12 protein-coding genes are annotated in these 16,152 nt (G+C 61.8%); 5 read left to right on the top strand and 7 right to left on the bottom strand.

What is annotated here, in order from left to right; translation table 11 throughout:
* Window positions 1-62: 62 nt before the first annotated feature.
* Genes AC1Z24_RS01015 through AC1Z24_RS01005 form a run of 3 tightly spaced genes read right to left on the bottom strand, consistent with a single transcriptional unit; the run spans window position 63 to window position 3,059 of the window.
* On the bottom strand, window positions 63-878 hold the full coding sequence (locus AC1Z24_RS01015) for a sulfite exporter TauE/SafE family protein (RefSeq protein ID WP_483744232.1): 816 nt from the start codon (window positions 876-878) through the stop codon (window positions 63-65).
* Window positions 875-2,128 (bottom strand): NAD(P)/FAD-dependent oxidoreductase, encoded by a 1,254-nt coding sequence (locus AC1Z24_RS01010; protein WP_483746498.1) that lies wholly within the window; start codon window positions 2,126-2,128, stop codon window positions 875-877. Before AC1Z24_RS01010 ends, AC1Z24_RS01015 begins: the two co-directional genes overlap by 4 nt.
* 46 nt (window positions 2,129-2,174) lie before the next feature.
* Window positions 2,175-3,059: an MBL fold metallo-hydrolase gene (locus AC1Z24_RS01005; RefSeq protein WP_483744231.1), complete on the bottom strand. Its 885-nt coding sequence runs from the start codon at window positions 3,057-3,059 to the stop codon at window positions 2,175-2,177.
* Between the two features lie 296 nt (window positions 3,060-3,355).
* Between AC1Z24_RS01005 and AC1Z24_RS01000 the strand changes: the two genes are divergently transcribed.
* Window positions 3,356-4,684, top strand: a complete 1,329-nt coding sequence (locus AC1Z24_RS01000) for a sigma-54 interaction domain-containing protein (RefSeq protein WP_483744230.1) — start codon at window positions 3,356-3,358, stop codon at window positions 4,682-4,684.
* Window positions 4,685-4,763: 79 nt separating this feature from the next.
* On the opposite strand, the gene xpt is transcribed toward AC1Z24_RS01000, so the two are convergent.
* A complete protein-coding gene (gene xpt / locus AC1Z24_RS00995) occupies window positions 4,764-5,336 on the bottom strand; it encodes a xanthine phosphoribosyltransferase (protein ID WP_259101328.1) in 573 nt (190 codons plus the stop codon).
* 26 nt (window positions 5,337-5,362) lie between these two features.
* On the bottom strand, window positions 5,363-7,372 hold the full coding sequence (gene rep / locus AC1Z24_RS00990; RefSeq protein WP_259101326.1) for a DNA helicase Rep: 2,010 nt from the start codon (window positions 7,370-7,372) through the stop codon (window positions 5,363-5,365).
* Between the two features lie 189 nt (window positions 7,373-7,561).
* On the opposite strand from rep, the gene AC1Z24_RS00985 reads away from it, so the two are divergent.
* Window positions 7,562-9,235: a putative bifunctional diguanylate cyclase/phosphodiesterase gene (locus AC1Z24_RS00985; RefSeq protein ID WP_483744229.1), complete on the top strand. Its 1,674-nt coding sequence runs from the start codon at window positions 7,562-7,564 to the stop codon at window positions 9,233-9,235.
* A 452-nt stretch (window positions 9,236-9,687) separates the two neighbouring features.
* Window positions 9,688-9,909 (top strand): DUF6124 family protein, encoded by a 222-nt coding sequence (locus AC1Z24_RS00980; RefSeq protein ID WP_483744228.1) that lies wholly within the window; start codon window positions 9,688-9,690, stop codon window positions 9,907-9,909.
* A gap of 197 nt (window positions 9,910-10,106) precedes the next feature.
* Here AC1Z24_RS00980 and AC1Z24_RS00975 read toward each other — a convergent pair whose 3' ends face one another.
* Complete coding sequence (locus AC1Z24_RS00975; protein ID WP_483744227.1) at window positions 10,107-11,489, bottom strand: NorM family multidrug efflux MATE transporter; 1,383 nt, start codon at window positions 11,487-11,489, stop codon at window positions 10,107-10,109.
* A 156-nt stretch (window positions 11,490-11,645) separates the two neighbouring features.
* Between AC1Z24_RS00975 and AC1Z24_RS00970 the strand changes: the two genes are divergently transcribed.
* Complete coding sequence (locus AC1Z24_RS00970) at window positions 11,646-12,566, top strand: LysR substrate-binding domain-containing protein (RefSeq protein ID WP_483744226.1); 921 nt, start codon at window positions 11,646-11,648, stop codon at window positions 12,564-12,566.
* 167 nt (window positions 12,567-12,733) lie between these two features.
* A complete protein-coding gene (locus AC1Z24_RS00965) occupies window positions 12,734-14,707 on the top strand; it encodes a methyl-accepting chemotaxis protein (protein WP_483744225.1) in 1,974 nt (657 codons plus the stop codon).
* Here AC1Z24_RS00965 and AC1Z24_RS00960 read toward each other — a convergent pair.
* Window positions 14,683-16,095: an MFS transporter gene (locus tag AC1Z24_RS00960; protein WP_483744224.1), complete on the bottom strand. Its 1,413-nt coding sequence runs from the start codon at window positions 16,093-16,095 to the stop codon at window positions 14,683-14,685. The genes AC1Z24_RS00965 and AC1Z24_RS00960 overlap by 25 nt on opposite strands.
* Window positions 16,096-16,152 lie beyond the last annotated feature (57 nt).

The following is a 16,152-nucleotide window of genomic DNA, read 5'->3' as shown; positions in this document are numbered from 1 at the left end:
TTTCCTGTGGGACCGGCTTTAGCCGGGAAAGCGTATTCCCGGCTAAAGCCGGTCCCACAGGATTACATCAGCGCTTTGCTTGCCATCAAAATCGCCGCCAACACCCCAACCACCGCAAATAACTGCTGCAACCGCGGCCCGGCCAGGTACTGGGTCAATTGCCTGCCCGCGATCAGCCCCAACACGGCGCCGACAGCAAAAGGCGCCCCCACCGCCCAGTGCATGACCCCGGCCACACTGGCCGTCACCACGCTGCCGGTAGACACCAAGGCAATCACCGCCAGGGACGTCGCCATGACGCTTTTCATCTCCAGATCGGTGTAGCGGGTCAGAGCCGGAATGATAACGAAACCGCCGCCCACCCCGAGCAAACCGGAAAGCAGCCCCGACAATGCACCGGTCACGGCCAACGCCCGAAAGCACGGCAAGGTCCAGCGCAGGCGGCCCTGCAACGGGTTGAGCACACAAGGCAAAAAAGCCGCGCGGGGCGCTGGCTGGGCGGTTTTCAGCTCGCGCCAGGCCTTGATGAAGATCCGCCCGCAGGCGTAAACCATCACTGCCGCAAACCCCAGGGCCAGAGGCATATTGGGCAGGCGATGGGCGAGCCACAGGCCCACGGGCGCGAACAGCACGCCAATCCCGGCGATATAAGCCGCCGCCCGATAACGCACGATGCCCTGACGCAGGCCGAGCAACGCACCCACCGCCGACGCCAGGCCCACGGCCAGTAAACCTACGGGCGCCGCTTCGACCATGGACAGACCGAGGCCGAAGACCAATAACGGCACCGCGAGAATGCCGCCACCGGCACCGGTCAGGGCCAGGATCATCCCGATCAGCGCGCCCAGCCCACCGCCCAACAGTTGATGGTCATTCATTGCGCAGCAGGCCCTACTGGTGCGAGTCGGGGTTCAGCCAGCCACTCATGGCCCTTGAGCATGCCGCGCCAGTACAGCGGTGGCAGGATGCGCTCCTTGAGCCACCAGGCCAGGCGAGTCGGCTTACGGCCGTCGAGCAACCAACCGGGGAAACTCGGCGCCAGCTTGCCGCCATAGGTGAACTCGGCCAGGACGATCTTGCCCCGCGCCACGGTCAGCGGGCAGGAGCCGTAACCATCGTAATGGGCCAGGCGCTCGCGGCGGCCCAGCGCCACCAACAGGTTATTCGCCACCACCGGCGCCTGCTTGCGCGCGGCTGCGGCGGTCTTGGCGTTGCTGGTGTTAGCGACATCACCGAGGCTGTGGATATTGGCGAATCGACGATGCTGCAAGGTCGCCGGATCGACATCGACCCAACCCGCCGCATCGGCCAGGGCACTGCCAAGAATGAAGTCCGGCGCCACTTGGGGCGGCACCACATGCAGCATGTCGAAGGCTTCAACCACCGTCTCACTGCTGCCATCGGCCAGGCTGCGGACAAAAGTCGCGCGCTTGCCCGGCCCGTCGACAGCGACCAGGCGGTGGCTGAATTGCAGATCGATCTCGTAGCGCTCGATGTAGCTCATCAGCGCCGGAACATAGTCAGCCACGCCGAACAGCACCGCTCCCGCGTTATAGAAGCGCGCGTCGATCTGACCCAACAGCCCCGCACGCAGCCAGTGATCACAGGACAGATAAAGCGCCTTCTGCGGCGCCCCGGCGCATTTGATCGGCATCGGCGGCTGGGTGAACAGCGCACGACCTTGCTTGAGCCGCTGCACCAGCTGCCAGGTATAAGGCGCAAGGTCATAGCGATAATTGGAAGTCACGCCGTTGGCGCCAAGGGTTTCGCTCAACCCGTCTATAGCCGCCCAGTCGAGCTTGAGGCCGGGGCAGACCACCAGTTGTTCGTAGCTGAGCGTGCGGCCGTTATCCAGAGTCAGAGCGTTGGCTTCGGGAGAAAAACCGTCCACCGCCGCCTTGATCCATTGCACGCCACGAGGGATCAGCGAGGCCAGGGTGCGCGCAGTGGACTCGGGGCGAAACACTCCGGCGCCGACCAGAGTCCAGCCCGGTTGGTAGTAGTGCACGTCGGCAGGGTCGATGATGGCGATATCCAGCGACGCGTCCCGGGCCAGCAGGCTCGACGCCGTGGCGATACCGGCCGCACCGCCGCCGATGATCAGGATCTGGTGATGGCGTTCGCCCATGGCATGGGTAGAAGCAACTTCAGGCATGGCAGCAATTCCGATTGAGTCAGAGGACATTGAGCGGGATTTTCAGATAGCTCACGCCATCGCTTTCCGGTTCCGGGAAATGGCCGCTGCGCATGTTGATCTGCACCGCAGGCAGGATCAGCACCGGCATATCCAGGGTCGCGTCCCGGGCTTCGCGCATGCGCACGAAGGCTTCTTCGTCGATGCCCTCATGCACATGGATATTGTTCATGCGCTGCTCCTCGACCGTGGTCATGTACTGCAACTCGCGGCCGTTGGGCAGGTAGTCGTGGCACATGAACAGGCGGGCCTGGGCGGGCAGGGCGAGGATGCGCTTGATCGAGTGATACAACGTGCGCGCACTGGCGCCGGGGAAGTCGCAGCGGGCGGTGCCGTAGTCCGGCATGAACAGGGTGTCGCCGACGAAGGCCAGGGTCTGGCCATCCGCTTCGATCACGTAGGTCATGCAGGCCGGGGTATGGCCGGGGGTGTGCATGGCCCGAGCCTGGATCGAGCCGATCATGAAACGCTCATCGTCCTCGAACAGCTGGTCGAACTGGCTGCCATCACGGGCGAAATCGGCGGGTGCGTTGAACAGCGTGCCAAACACCTTCTGCACCGCCGTGATATGGCTGCCAATGGCCGTCCTGGCCCCCAGTTGTTCCTTCAGGTAGGCCGCTGCCGACAGGTGATCGGCATGGACATGGGTTTCCAGAATCCATTGCACCTTGGCGTCCAATGCCTTGACCCTCGCAATCAGCTGATCGGCGGTGTCGGTGCGGGTGCGCCCGGACTTCGGGTCGTAGTCGAGCACGCTGTCGATCAGGGCGCAGTGGCGGGTGCTGCGATCCATGACCAGATAGCTGATGGTCCAGGTGTGCGGGTCGAACAGGGCTTCTATGTGCAGGGTCTCGCTGATAATCATGTGCAGGCTCCGCAAACAGGACTTTTGCCAGAAACATAGCTGGCAGTCATGCACTGTCAGTGTCAATTTGCGTGCCAAGCGTCCGATTAGCGTAAAGCCCTAATAAATGCTTGATACAGGTCAATATCTGGGTAGGCTGGGCAGGGCCGCCCTGCCAGTTTTGGCAGTCAAAATGGCAGTCATTGGCAGCTATTGGCAGAATTCGTTGATCTCTAAATCCTGTACGACCGGCTTCAGCCGGGAGGGCGCTCTCGCGGCTAAAGCCGCTCCTATGCTCGCAGCAATCGGGAAGTGACATGCAGATACCCCGCACCCCCCACATGCAGGCCCTGGTCTCGTACCTTGAACACGATGGCCTGCCGACCATTGTGCTCGACACCGAGTACAACATCATCGCCGCCAACACCGCCTACCAGCGCCAGTTCGGGGTCGAGGGCAAGCCGCATATCGGTGCCAAGTGCCATCGGGTCTCGCATCAGTATGCGGTGCCCTGCGATCAGGCCGGGGAGCTGTGCCCGATGCGCAAAGCCCATGAAACCGGGGCGCCGGAGCGTGTACTGCATATCCATCACACACCGCGCGGGCCGGAGCATGTGGACGTGGAACTGCGCCCGATCCTCGATGACCGGGGCGAAGTGTTTGCCTATGTCGAGCGCCTGACCAGCGTCACCGTCGCCTCGGTGCAGCCGCAGAAAAACATCCTGGTTGGCCGATCGGCAGCCTTCAACGAAGCGCTGATCGCCCTGCAACGCGCGGCACCGGCACAGATTCCGGTATTGCTGCAAGGCGAGTCCGGCACCGGCAAGGAGTTGTTTGCCCGCGCCCTGCACGTCAGCAGCCCGCGGGCCAACGGGCCGTTGGTGGTGGTGGATTGCACCGGGCTGACCGAGTCGTTGTTCGAGAGCGAGCTGTTCGGCTATGAGAAGGGCGCGTTTACCGGCGCCTTGCAACGCAAGATCGGCCTGGCCGAAGCGGCCCATGGCGGCACGCTGTTTCTCGATGAGATCGGCGAAGTGCCGCTGGCGATGCAGGTCAAGCTGCTGCGCCTGATCGAATCCGGCAGCTTCCGCCCAGTGGGCAGCCTGCGTACCGTGCATTCGGACTTCCGCCTGGTGTCGGCGACCCATAAGCCGCTCAAGGAGATGGTCGCGGCGGGCAGCTTCCGCCAGGACCTGTACTACCGCATCAGCGCTTTCCCGGTGCGCCTGCCCGCCTTGCGGGAACGCAGCGAAGACCTGCCCCTGCTGATCGACAGCCTGCTGCAGCGTCTGGCCCCCGGCACACCGCCACGGGTCGACGAGCAAGCCATGAAACTGCTATGCCTGTATGCCTATCCGGGCAATATCCGCGAGCTGCGCAATATCCTCGAACGCGCGCGCTTGTTCGCCGACGACGGGCTGATCCGCGCCGAGCACCTGCCCGCTGAAGTGCGGGGGCAGGCCGAGGCACCGTCACTGATGCGGCCACGCAAACGCAGCGAACTGGAGCAGTTGGCCCATGCCCTGGAAGTGTTCAAGGGCTCGCGCAGTGAGTTGGCGGTGGAGCTGGGGCTGAGCGAACGGACCTTGTATCGGCGGTTGAAGGCGCTAGGAATAGGGAGCCAGGCACTGTGGGACCGGCTTTAGCCGGGAAGGCGTCGGTGCAGACGTGAGAGATGTATCGGCTTCACCGGCCTCTTCCCGGCTAAAGCCGGTCCCACAATGTTTATTCGACGAAGGTCACGGCACCACCGGCCAATGACTTGACCCGCGCCAGCGACTCCACCCGATACCCCTGGGCATCCAGCTCGGCGCGGCCGCCCTGGAACGACTTCTCGATCACGATCCCCAAGCCGACCACCGTCGCTCCAGCCTGCTTGATGATCGATATCAGCGCCTGGGACGCCTTACCGTTGGCCAGGAAGTCATCGATGATCAGCACGCGGTCGCTGCTGCTCAGGTGCCGGGGCGAGATGGCCACGGTGCTTTCCACTTGCTTGGTGAACGAGTAGACCGTCGCCGACAGCAGGTTTTCCGTGAGAGTCAGGGACTGGTGCTTGCGCGCGAAAATCACCGGCACGCCGAGTTTCAGCCCGGCCATGATCGCCGGGGCGATACCCGAGGCTTCGATGGTGACGATCTTGGTGACACCTTCGCTGGCGAACAGCCGGGCGAATTCGTCGCCGATCTGCTGCATCAGCAACGGGTCGATCTGATGGTTGAGAAACGCATCGACCTTGAGCACCTGTTCGGACAGAACGATGCCTTCATCACGGATTTTCTGGTGCAGTGCTTCCACGTCGGCTCCTCAAGGGGCGCAATAATTCAGCGTTTGAGCATGGCGCGGATATCCGCCAATGCCGTGTTGCCGCGAACGGCTTTCACTTCGGTAGGGGTGTCGTCGTTGCCCTCCCAGGCCAGGTCGTCCGGGGGCAACTCATCGAGGAAACGACTCGGCGCGCAATCGATGATCTCGCCGTACTGCTTGCGTTTGCCGGCGAAGGTAAACGCCAGAATCTCCCTCGCGCGGGTGATGCCCACATAGGCCAGGCGGCGCTCTTCTTCGATGGTATCGGCTTCGATGCTGGAGCGGTGAGGCAGAATTTCCTCTTCCATGCCCATGATGAACACGTAAGGAAACTCCAGGCCCTTGGACGCATGCAGGGTCATCATCTGCACACCCTCTGCACCTTCCTCTTCTTCCTGTTGCCGCTCGAGCATGTCGCGCAAGACCAGCTTGCCGATGGCTTCCTCGATGGTCATGCCACCGTCTTCGTCTTTTTCCAGGGTGTTCTTCAGGGCTTCGATCAGGAACCAGACGTTGCTCATGCGGTAGTCCGCCGCCTTGTCGCTTGAGCTGTTCTGGCGCAGCCAGTTCTCGTAATCGATATCCATGACCATGCTGCGCAGCGCGGCGATCGGGTCGTTCTGCGCGCACTGCTGGCGCACGCCATCCATCCAGCGTTTGAAGCGTTGCAAGCGGTCGGTGTAGCGGCTGTCCAGATGCTCGCCCAGGCCGATTTCCTCGGTGGCGCTGTACATCGAAATCTTGCGCTCGGTGGCGTAGTTACCGAGCTTTTCCAGGGTTGTGGAGCCGATTTCCCGGCGCGGCACGTTGATCACCCGCAGGAAGGCGTTGTCGTCATCCGGGTTCACCAACAGGCGGAAGTAGGCCATCAGGTCCTTCACTTCCTGGCGACCGAAGAAGCTGTTGCCGCCGGACAGGCGATACGGCACCTGATGGTGCTGCAACTTCAGCTCGATCAGCTTGGCCTGGTAGTTACCGCGATAGAGGATGGCGAAATCGCTGTAAGGGCGATCGGTGCGCAGGTGCAGGGTGAGAATCTCCATGGCCACGCGCTCGGCCTCGGCTTCCTCGTTGCGGCAGCGGATCACGCGGATCTCGTCGCCGTGGCCCATCTCGCTCCACAGCTGCTTCTCGAAGGCGTGGGGGTTGTTGGAGATCAGCACGTTGGCGCAACGCAGGATGCGGCTGGTGGAGCGGTAGTTCTGCTCCAGCATGACCACCTTGAGGGACGGGTAGTCGTCCTTGAGCAGCATCAGGTTTTCCGGACGCGCGCCACGCCAGGCGTAGATCGACTGATCGTCGTCGCCCACCACGGTGAACTGGTTCCGCTGGCCGATCAGCAATTTCACCAGCAGATACTGGCTGGCGTTGGTGTCCTGATATTCGTCCACCAGCAGGTAGCGGACCTTGTTCTGCCACTTTTCGAGGATGTCGGCGTGTTCTTGGAACAGCTTGACCGGCAGCAGGATCAGGTCGTCGAAGTCCACCGCGTTGTACGCCTTGAGCGTGCGCTGATAGTGGGTGTAGACGATGGCGGCGGTTTGCTCGCGAGGGTTGCGCGCGTTTTCCAGGGCTTCGGCGGGCAGCACCAGGTCGTTTTTCCAGGAGCCGATCATGTTCTTGATCTCGTCGACGCCGTCGTCGCCCGAGTATTCCTTCTGCATGATGTCGGTCATCAGGGCCTTGACATCGGTCTCGTCGAAAATCGAGAACCCCGGCTTGTAGCCCAGCCGCGTGTGCTCCTTGCGAATGATGTTCAGGCCCAGGTTGTGGAAGGTCGAGACCGTCAGGCCGCGTCCTTCACCGCCGCGCAGCAGGGTGCCGACCCGCTCCTTCATCTCCCGCGCCGCCTTGTTGGTAAAGGTCATGGCGACGATGTACTGCGCACGGATCCCGCAGTTCTGGATCAGATGGGCAATCTTGCGCGTGATCACGCTGGTCTTGCCGGAGCCCGCACCGGCAAGAACCAATAGCGGACCGCCGACGTAGTTCACGGCTTCTTGTTGCCGGGGATTGAGTCGGGACATGAGTTTAGAGGGGTCGCTGCACGTAAAGGGCGGGCATTTTAACAGGCCGGAGATTTTGTGCAGCGACCGTCTGACGCTATCTAATTTTTTTGGTTTTGTTACATTTGCTGACAGGACACAAAAAAATGCATCCGGTTCCCTCTTTTGGATGGATGCTAAAAAATTTTCCTTTGCGTTTAGGGAGTTAGCTTGTCCAACCCTGTCGAACCCTTGCGGTTGCTGCTGCTGGCCGACGAGCCCGCGTGGCTCGGGCTTTTGCGCAATTGCCTCACACCTTTAGGGAAATCGGTGACGTTGGTGCAACTCTCTCGCTGGGACGGCGTAGGCGATCAGTATGCGGACGAACGCAATACGGTCCTGCTGACCACCGCGACCCTGCGTCCATTGGACTCGAGCTGCAAAATACCGGTGATTTTGCTTCTCGAGGAGGAACCGTTCGTCGGCATTTCGGGCGTCAGCGACTGGCTGGTACGCAGCCAGTTGACCTGCGATGTGGTACGCCGCTGCCTGCGCCATGTACGTGAACGCAGCCTGCTGGAAAACACCCTGCAACGCCTGGCCGAACAGGATCCGCTGACCGGCATCGCCAACCGCCAGGGTTTCCATGCCCTGCTCGCCGCGCGTCTGGCCGAAAATGGCGGCAGTGGCCTGGCCCTGGGCCATCTGGACCTGGACAACTTCCGCCGTGCCAACGACGCCCTCGGCCATCAGGCCGGCGACCGTCTGATCCTGCAGGTGGTCGCACGGCTCAAGAGCCAGTTGGAAGTCGGCGATCAAGTCGCGCGTCTGGGCAGCGATGAATTCGCCCTGCTGATCGACACCCGCCACGCGCCGCAACGCGCCGAGTGGATGGCCGAACGCATCGTCGAAGCGCTGTCCGAACCCTACTGGGTCGACGGCGAGAGCCTGTTGATTGGTTGCAGCCTGGGTATCGCCCACGCTCGCCCCGAAGCCGGTGCCGATCCGCTGATGTGGCACGCCCATATCGCCATGCAGCAGGCCAAGAGCATTCAAGGCTGCACCTTTCACGTCTTCAACGAACGCATCAACCGTAACGCCCGCAGCATCGCCGATCTGGAAAGCGAACTGCGCCGGGCGCTACGCCGTGACGAACTGGAACTGCACTACCAACCGCGCCTGTGCCTGACGACCGGCGTTGTGGTCGGCCTCGAAGCCCTGGTGCGCTGGCGCCATCATGAACGCGGCCTGTTGCCGCCCAGCGAATTCGTGCCCCTGGCCGAACAGAGCGGGCTGATCGTGCCACTGGGTTACTGGGTGATTTCCCGAGCCCTGCGCGATATGCAGGCCCTGCGCGAACTGGGCCTGCCGCCGATGCACATGGCGATCAACCTGTCGTTCCGCCAGTTCCAGGACAACCAGTTGCTGGCCACCCTCAGCCGTCTGATCGATGAACGCGGCGTCGATGCGCGCTGGCTGGAGTTCGAACTGACCGAAACCGCCGTTATGCGCCGCAGTGACCTGGTGCGCCAGACCATGGATGCCCTGGGCCGCCTGGGTGTGCGCTTCTCCCTCGACGACTTCGGCACCGGCTTCTCGTCCTTCGTGCACCTCAACAGCCTGCCGATTGCCCTGCTCAAGATCGACAAGAGCTTCGTCGGCGAAATGCAGACTCGGGAAGAAAACCGCAAGCTGGTCCACGCCATGATCAACCTGGCTCACAACCTGAGCCTGGAAGTGGTCGCCGAAGGCGTCGAAACCCCCGAGCAACTGGCCATGCTGCGTGAGTTCGGCTGCGACCAGATCCAGGGCTACCTGATCAGCCGGCCACTGCCGTTGGCGGAGTTGCTGAATTATTTGATGCGCGATGATCAAGGCACATCCAGTGCGAGCCAGATCGCCTGACGCAACCTCATTGCATGTGGGACCGGCTTTAGCCGGGAAGACGATAGGGCAGACGATAAAATTGCATCGATCCTGCCTACGCCTTCCCGGCTGAAGCCGGTCCCACATGGGTTCTGGACACAAGAAAAGTGACGAATCTGAAGGATCGCTCTCTATCTCTTGAGTGAAATTTCCTAAACAATCCCGCCCGCTTGTGCTCGTCGATTTCCGTCACTAGTCTGCGCACCGCCACTGCAAACCAGTGGCCGGGTGTGGAAACCTGGTAAATGAGGAGTCGATGAGCGTCATGTAGTTGGTTGCCCTTGGGCAGGCACTTTATGGCAGCTATGTTCGGGCAGACTTCGGTCTGGCCGAGGGACTCCTCACTCGGTTTTCCACCCCGTTCATAGCTGCCACCTCTTCGCCGTGTGGAAACGGTAAGGAGATGGCTCCGGAAATTGAGGAGTTACACCATGATTAAAAAGCTAATCCCCGATCCACCCCACACCACCGAAGAAACGTTGATCCGCATCTTCGACCTGCTGCGCAGCGCCGCAGCGGTGATGTATGAATCCGGCGATCAACAAAGCGGTACTAACCGCCATCTGGCATTTGCGGCGTTGTATCTGGTCGATATGGCCAAGGCGCTGGCGGATCATCAGATCCAGTCGTTCCATGAGCCGCGCACGGCCTAATCTCACAATTTAAGACCAAACCGTGGGAGCGGGATCCAACTGTGGGAGCGAATTCATTCGCGAAGAGGCCAGTCCATTCGACACATTCTCATCGACTGAAATATAGCTTTCGCGAATGATTCGCTCCCACAAGTCGCCCACACAAATAGCTCCCACGGTTCGCTCCCACAAATCGCTCCAGACAGGTCGAGCGAGCGTCACCCCATCACCACCGCACCCGCCGCCTCGCGCCGCAGCAACCGCGTGGTCTTGCGTTCAAATGCATAGGTCAGTGCCACCGCCGAGCACAGCAGCCCCAATGCCAAGCCCCACCACACACCCACGGCGCCGTCGGTGGTGTAGAACCCCAGCAGCCATGCCGCCGGGGCCGCCACTAGCCAATAGCAACCGAGGCCAATGAGGAAGGTGGTCTTGGCGTCCTTGAAGCCGCGGATCGCGCCCATAGCGATGGTCTGGGTGCCGTCGAGGATTTCGAACCAGGCGGCAATCGCCAGCAGTTGCGTGGCCAGGGCCACAATCGGCGCGAACTCGGGGTTGTTGATGTCGAGGAACAGGTTGATCACCTGATGAGGCGCCAGCCAGAACAGGATGCCGAAGCACAGCATCACCATGGCGCCAAAGGCGATGCCGACACGCCCGGCGGTACGCGCCAGCAGCAGGTTACCCGCGCCGTAATGCAAGCCGATGCGCATGGTCACGGCGTAGGAAATGCCCACGGGAATCATGAAGGCCATGGACACCGACTGCAGGGCGATCTGGTGCGCCGCCATCTGGTTGCTGCCCATGGCACCCATGCAAAAGGCCGCAAAGGTGAACAGGCCGACTTCCACTGCGTAGGTCCCGCCGATGGGCAGGCCCAGGCGCCACAGCTCCTTGAGATGCTGCAACGACGGCGACCAGAAGCCCTCGCGGATCGGGAAAGCGGCATAAGCCGGATGCTGGCGAATATGCAGGGCCAGCAGCGCCGCCATGCAGTTGGTGACAATCGCCGTGACCAGACCGATACCCATCAAACCCAGGTGCGGCAAGCCGAACAGGCCGTGAATAAAGGCATAGTTGAGGCCGAAGTTGGCGGCAGCGCCACCGAGGCTGATGGCCATCACCGGACCCGCGCGGCCCAGAGCGCTGGTAAAGCCGCGCAGGGCCATGAAAGTCAGCAGGCCGGGCAGGGCAAAGGGCAGGGTGATCAAAAACTGACCCGCCATATGCACGTTGGCTTCTTCCTGACCGAACAGATAAAGAATCGGCTCCAGATTCCATAGCAAAACCGCCGCGATCAACGCCATGCCCCAGGCCAGCCAGACCCCGGCCTGGATCAGCCGGGTGGCACCCAGGGTGTCGCCAGCACCGTGGCGAATGGCAACCAAAGTGCCCACCGCCGCCATGACACCCACGCAAAAGAACGAAATCAGGTTGTAGCTGGCCACGCCCAAGCCGCCACCGGCCAGGGCTTCAGGACCCAGATGGCCCATCATCACGGTATCGGTGAAGACCATCAGCATATGCGCCATCTGCGAGGCGATCAGCGGCCCGGCCAGACGCAGGATGACCCAAAGTTCTTTGATGGCGGGTTGTTGCATGGCGCGACACTCATTTCACAGGCATTGATGAGCGGCTCATTCTCATGATTTAGCAGCCGCTGCACAAAGGGATAAATCCGATCAGTTGCATGAGTTAAACTCATGCAGCCGTTTCTACACTCATTACCCCTCCAGCCAGCCATAGGAAAGTTCTGAATGCCTCGTAGCCTTCCTCCTCTTTACGCCCTGCGCGCATTTGAAGCGGCGGCGCGGCACAGCTCTTTCACTCGCGCGGCACAAGAGTTGTCGATCACGCAAAGTGCGGTGAGCCGACACATCCGTACTCTGGAAGAGCACTTCGCCTGCCGCCTGTTCCAGCGCAGCGGGCGCAATATCCAGTTGACCGAGGCGGCGCGCACGCTATTGCCTGGCGTGCGCGAAGGCTTTCTGTCGCTGGAGCGGGCGTGCAGCATTCTGCTGACCGAGGAGGGCATCCTGCGCATGAAGGCGCCGTCGACCCTGACCATGCGCTGGCTGTTGGCGCGGCTCAGTCGCTTCCGCCATTTGCAGGTCGGTAATGAAGTGCAACTGACCAGCGCCTGGATGGACATCGACAGCGTGGACTTCTCTCAGGAACCGTTCGACTGCGCAGTCCTGCTCAGTCATGGGCATTTTCCTGCGGACTGGGAAGCCACATTGCTGTTCCCGGAATGGCTGATTCCGGTTGGCGCACCGACCTTGTTGCAGGATCAACCCTGGGATGTCGAACGCCTGGCCAGTGCCGAACTGCTGCACCCCACGCCTGATCGCCGCGACTGGCGCAATTGGCTGGAGCGCATGGGGTTGTCGGATCAGGTCTCGCTCAAGGGCGGACAGGTATTCGATACCCTGGAGCTGGGCATGATCGCGGCGGCCCGTGGCTACGGGGTGTCCATGGGTGATTTGCTGATGGTGGCCGAAGATGTGGCGCAAGGCCGCCTGAGTCTGCCATGGCGCACGGCGGTGTTCAGCGGCGAAAACTATTACCTGGTCTGGCCCAAGACGCGCCCCGGTGGCGAGCGCTTGCGGCGCCTGAGCGAGTTTTTGCAGAGCGAAGTGCAGGCGATGGTCCTGCCTGAGGTGGAAATTCTAGGCTAAGTGCCATTTGGCCATGCGAACCCGCAAACGATTGGCTATACCCACATGTAGGACTCAAGTATTAGTTCTGTCGGCCGAATCTGTACGTATGTACCATTCGGTCCAACCTTATCCGTCATTGAAGTGAGTCGAGGCCAGGATAGCCCGATCTTTCTCCAGGAGTTTTCATGTCTCAACCCCGCGCCCGTATTGCCTCGCAACTGGGCCTCGCCCTGGCCGTCATTCTGGCTGTGGTCATCAGTGCCAGTACCTTGTTCGCCTTGCGTTCTCTGGACGATGCCAATCTGGATATCCGCGAAGAGCATATGAGCAGCGAAGCACGCTTGCTCGCCGACCAGCTCAACACCTTTCATAGCACCCTGCGCGACAGCACCCAGCGCTTGAGCGGGCTGTTCGAGCAGCGTTTCGCCAGCGGCCTTACGGTTGCGGCAGACAAGCAGGTCAACGTCGCCGGCATCCAGAGCCCAAGCCTGCTGCTGGGCGACACGGTGATCAATAACGATTTCACCCAGGCCGATGACTTCCGCAAGATGACCGCCGGTGTGGCGACCGTCTTCGTGCGCAATGGCGAGGATTTCATCCGCATCAGCACGTCACTGACCAAACAGGATGGCTCCCGGGCCATCGGCACCCTGCTCGACCGTGCCAGCCCGGCGTATGGCCGCTTGATTGCCGGCCAGAACTACGTCGGCCGCGCCCTGTTGTTCGGGCGCAACTACATGACCCAATACACCCCGGTGCGCGACAGTAGCGGCAAAGTGATTGCGGCGCTGTTCGTCGGCTTCGACTACACCGAGGCGCAGAACGTCCAGTTCGAAAACCTGAAAAACTTCCGCATCGGCGACACCGGTTCCCTGGCCCTGCTTGATGAACAGAACCATTGGCTGGTAGCGCCTGCGGACATCAACTCGCCGGACGATGCCGCCAGGACGGTCGCTGCATTCACCCAGAAACCGGGCGTTGGCCACTTCTGGAACGACGGTAAACAAGACATCTATAGCGTCGCCATGCCTTTTACCGGTGGCCCGTGGACCGTGTTGGCCAGCATGCCCCGCGCGGAAATCAGTGCCATGACCTGGAGCGTCGGTACTCAATTGGCCATCGGTAGCCTGTTGGCCATGCTGATCGCCGTGGGCGCGGCGATCTGGCTGTTGCGCAGCAAACTGCGTCCGCTGGCCGCGCTGGTATTGCAGGCCGAGGCCCTGGGCGCCGGCAACCTGAGCGTGCGCTCAAAAGTCAGCAACGACGAAATCGGCCAGTTGGCCCACGGCTTCAACACCATGGGCGAGGCGCTGTCGACCATGGTTTCCCATATCCGTGTCGCGGCGCAGGAAGTCAGCACCCGTGCCCATAGTCTGTCCGGCCTGTCCAGCGGCGCCCACGAAGGCATGGAGCAACAGTCCGGCGAGATCACCAGCATGGCCGGTGCGGTGGAGGAGTTCAGCGCCACTTCCCTGAATATCGCCGACAACATGACCAGCACCGAGCGCCTGGCCCAGGACAACGCTCAACAGACCCGCATCGGCCGCAACTCGATGCAGGAAGCCTCCACCTCCCTGGAGCAGATCGCCGGCTCGCTCAACAGCACCGCCAAAGTCATCGACACCCTCGGCCAGCGGTCGCAGGAAATCGGCAGCATCGTCGGCACCATTACCTCGATTGCCGAACAGACCAACCTGTTGGCCCTGAACGCCGCCATCGAGGCCGCCCGCGCCGGTGAAGCCGGACGCGGGTTTGCCGTGGTCGCCGATGAGGTGCGCAGCCTGGCCTCGCGCACCCGCCAGGCCACCGACGAAATCTCCGGCATGATCGCCAGCATTCAGCAGGAAACCGGCAACGCCATCAGCACCATGCAGGAAGGCAATGCCCTGATGCAGGAAGGCCTGAAGCTCAACGCCAACGTGGCTGCCGCTTTGGCGCGCATCGACGAACAAAGCCGCAGCGCCGGTGAGCAGTTCGCCGCTATCACCACTGCCACTCAGGAACAAAGCAGCACCGCGACCCTGCTCAGCAGCAACCTGCAAAGCATCGCCCTGGGCAACAGCGAGCAGCGCGAAGTGGTGTCGCACTTGGCCGACACCGCTCGGGAGCTGAACGCACTGGCGGCGGAACTGACTCAAGAAGTCGACCGTTTCCGCTGATTGCAGGCCCAGGCAATCGCTATCGCCAGCAGGATCAGTCCTGCGGCGATGGCGAAAGTGCAGCTTGTGCCGTGGGCAATTGCCTCGGCATCGGCACGACTGATATCGGTCGTGCGCGAGGCCGCAGAGAAGACCGCGCCCATCACCGACACCCCGCTGATCAAGCCCAGATTGCGTGACAGGCTGAGTGTGGCGGAAATCACACCGCGCTGATCGGCACGCACGCCGCTCATGATCCGCGTGTTATTGGCTGCCTGAAACAGCGCGTATCCGGCGGTCAGCAACATGATCGGCAAGACATAACCCGCCACGCCGAAGGTGTTTGGTAACAGCGCCAGTACGCTGCAACCCAGCGCCATGCCCAGCAGCCCAAGTGACGTCATGAACGGGCTGCCAAAGCGGTCGACCAGGCGCCCGGCGGGCATTCCGGCACACACCGCCGTCAGCGGCCCCACAGACAAGGTCAGACCCACCGCTGCCGTCGCCAATCCCAGACTGTGAGCCAGGTAAAACGGCCCGACCACCATGGTCGTTGCGATCACCGTTGCCACCAGCAGGGTCATCGCCAACCCCCCACTGAGCGTGCCCTCGCGGAACATCGCCAGGCGCAGCAAGGGTGCCGCCACTCGCGACTCGCCCCAGACAAACAGCCCCGCACCGCAAGCCGCCACGCCCAGCAGCGGACCATTGTGCGAACTGAGTGTCATGGAAAGAGCGAAAGCAATCAGGGTCAGGGCCAGTAGCAGCGTGCCAAGCCAGTCAAAAGCCGGCCGCTGCCGCGATTGCGCAAGGTTATCCACAGGCAGATAGCGGTACACCAGCCATAAGCAGATCAGCCCCAGCGGCAGATTGACCACAAAGATACTCGGCCAGCCGAAATGCCCGATCAGCACACCGCCCAAGGATGGACCAAGCGTCGTGCCGAACGCCGACATGCTGCCCAGCAGACCCATGGCGCTGCCGGTCCGGGCCTTGGGTACAGCCTCACCGACCAGGGCCATGGTCAGGGCCAGCATGACTGCCGCGCCCAGCCCCTGCGCCGCCCTGGCTGCGATCAGCATCCATAAGGTCGGCGCCAATGCGCAGAGCAATGATGCGCAGCTAAAAACGACGATGCCGACCAACAGCAACCGGCGTCGCCCGACCAAATCGCCGAGACGCCCGGCGCTGACAATCAGCGAGGTAATCACCAACAAGTAGGCCAGTACAATCCACTGTACCTGTGGGAAAGAAGCGTCAAACACCTGAGCCAGGGTCGGCAGGCCGACGTTGGCGATACTGGCGTCCAGCGAGGGCATCAGCATCGACAGGCACAGGCCGATAAGGGCCCAGCGGGTTTTGTTGTCAGAAAGGTTCGATGCAGATGCAGGAATGGATGACTCGCTCATGAAATGGCTCCCCTGGAGTGATCAAGCACTGTTGGAGCGAGGCTTGCCCGCGAAGAA

The sequence above is a fragment of the Pseudomonas sp. JL23 genome (genome assembly GCF_056933585.1).
This window is presented reverse-complemented; position numbering and strand designations above follow the sequence as displayed.

What these genes read in the sequence shown, in the direction of transcription:
- AC1Z24_RS01005 (WP_483744231.1), bottom strand. Translation starts at nt 3,059, where the DNA reads ATGATTATCAGCGAGACCCTGCACATAGAAGCCCTGTTCGACCCGCAC.
- AC1Z24_RS00965 (WP_483744225.1), top strand. Translation starts at nt 12,734, where the DNA reads ATGTCTCAACCCCGCGCCCGTATTGCCTCGCAACTGGGCCTCGCCCTG.
- rep (WP_259101326.1), bottom strand. Translation starts at nt 7,372, where the DNA reads ATGTCCCGACTCAATCCCCGGCAACAAGAAGCCGTGAACTACGTCGGC.
- AC1Z24_RS00970 (WP_483744226.1), top strand. Translation starts at nt 11,646, where the DNA reads ATGCCTCGTAGCCTTCCTCCTCTTTACGCCCTGCGCGCATTTGAAGCG.
- AC1Z24_RS00960 (WP_483744224.1), bottom strand. Translation starts at nt 16,095, where the DNA reads ATGAGCGAGTCATCCATTCCTGCATCTGCATCGAACCTTTCTGACAAC.
- AC1Z24_RS00975 (WP_483744227.1), bottom strand. Translation starts at nt 11,489, where the DNA reads ATGCAACAACCCGCCATCAAAGAACTTTGGGTCATCCTGCGTCTGGCC.
- AC1Z24_RS01015 (WP_483744232.1), bottom strand. Translation starts at nt 878, where the DNA reads ATGAATGACCATCAACTGTTGGGCGGTGGGCTGGGCGCGCTGATCGGG.
- AC1Z24_RS01010 (WP_483746498.1), bottom strand. Translation starts at nt 2,128, where the DNA reads ATGGGCGAACGCCATCACCAGATCCTGATCATCGGCGGCGGTGCGGCC.
- AC1Z24_RS00980 (WP_483744228.1), top strand. Translation starts at nt 9,688, where the DNA reads ATGATTAAAAAGCTAATCCCCGATCCACCCCACACCACCGAAGAAACG.
- AC1Z24_RS01000 (WP_483744230.1), top strand. Translation starts at nt 3,356, where the DNA reads ATGCAGATACCCCGCACCCCCCACATGCAGGCCCTGGTCTCGTACCTT.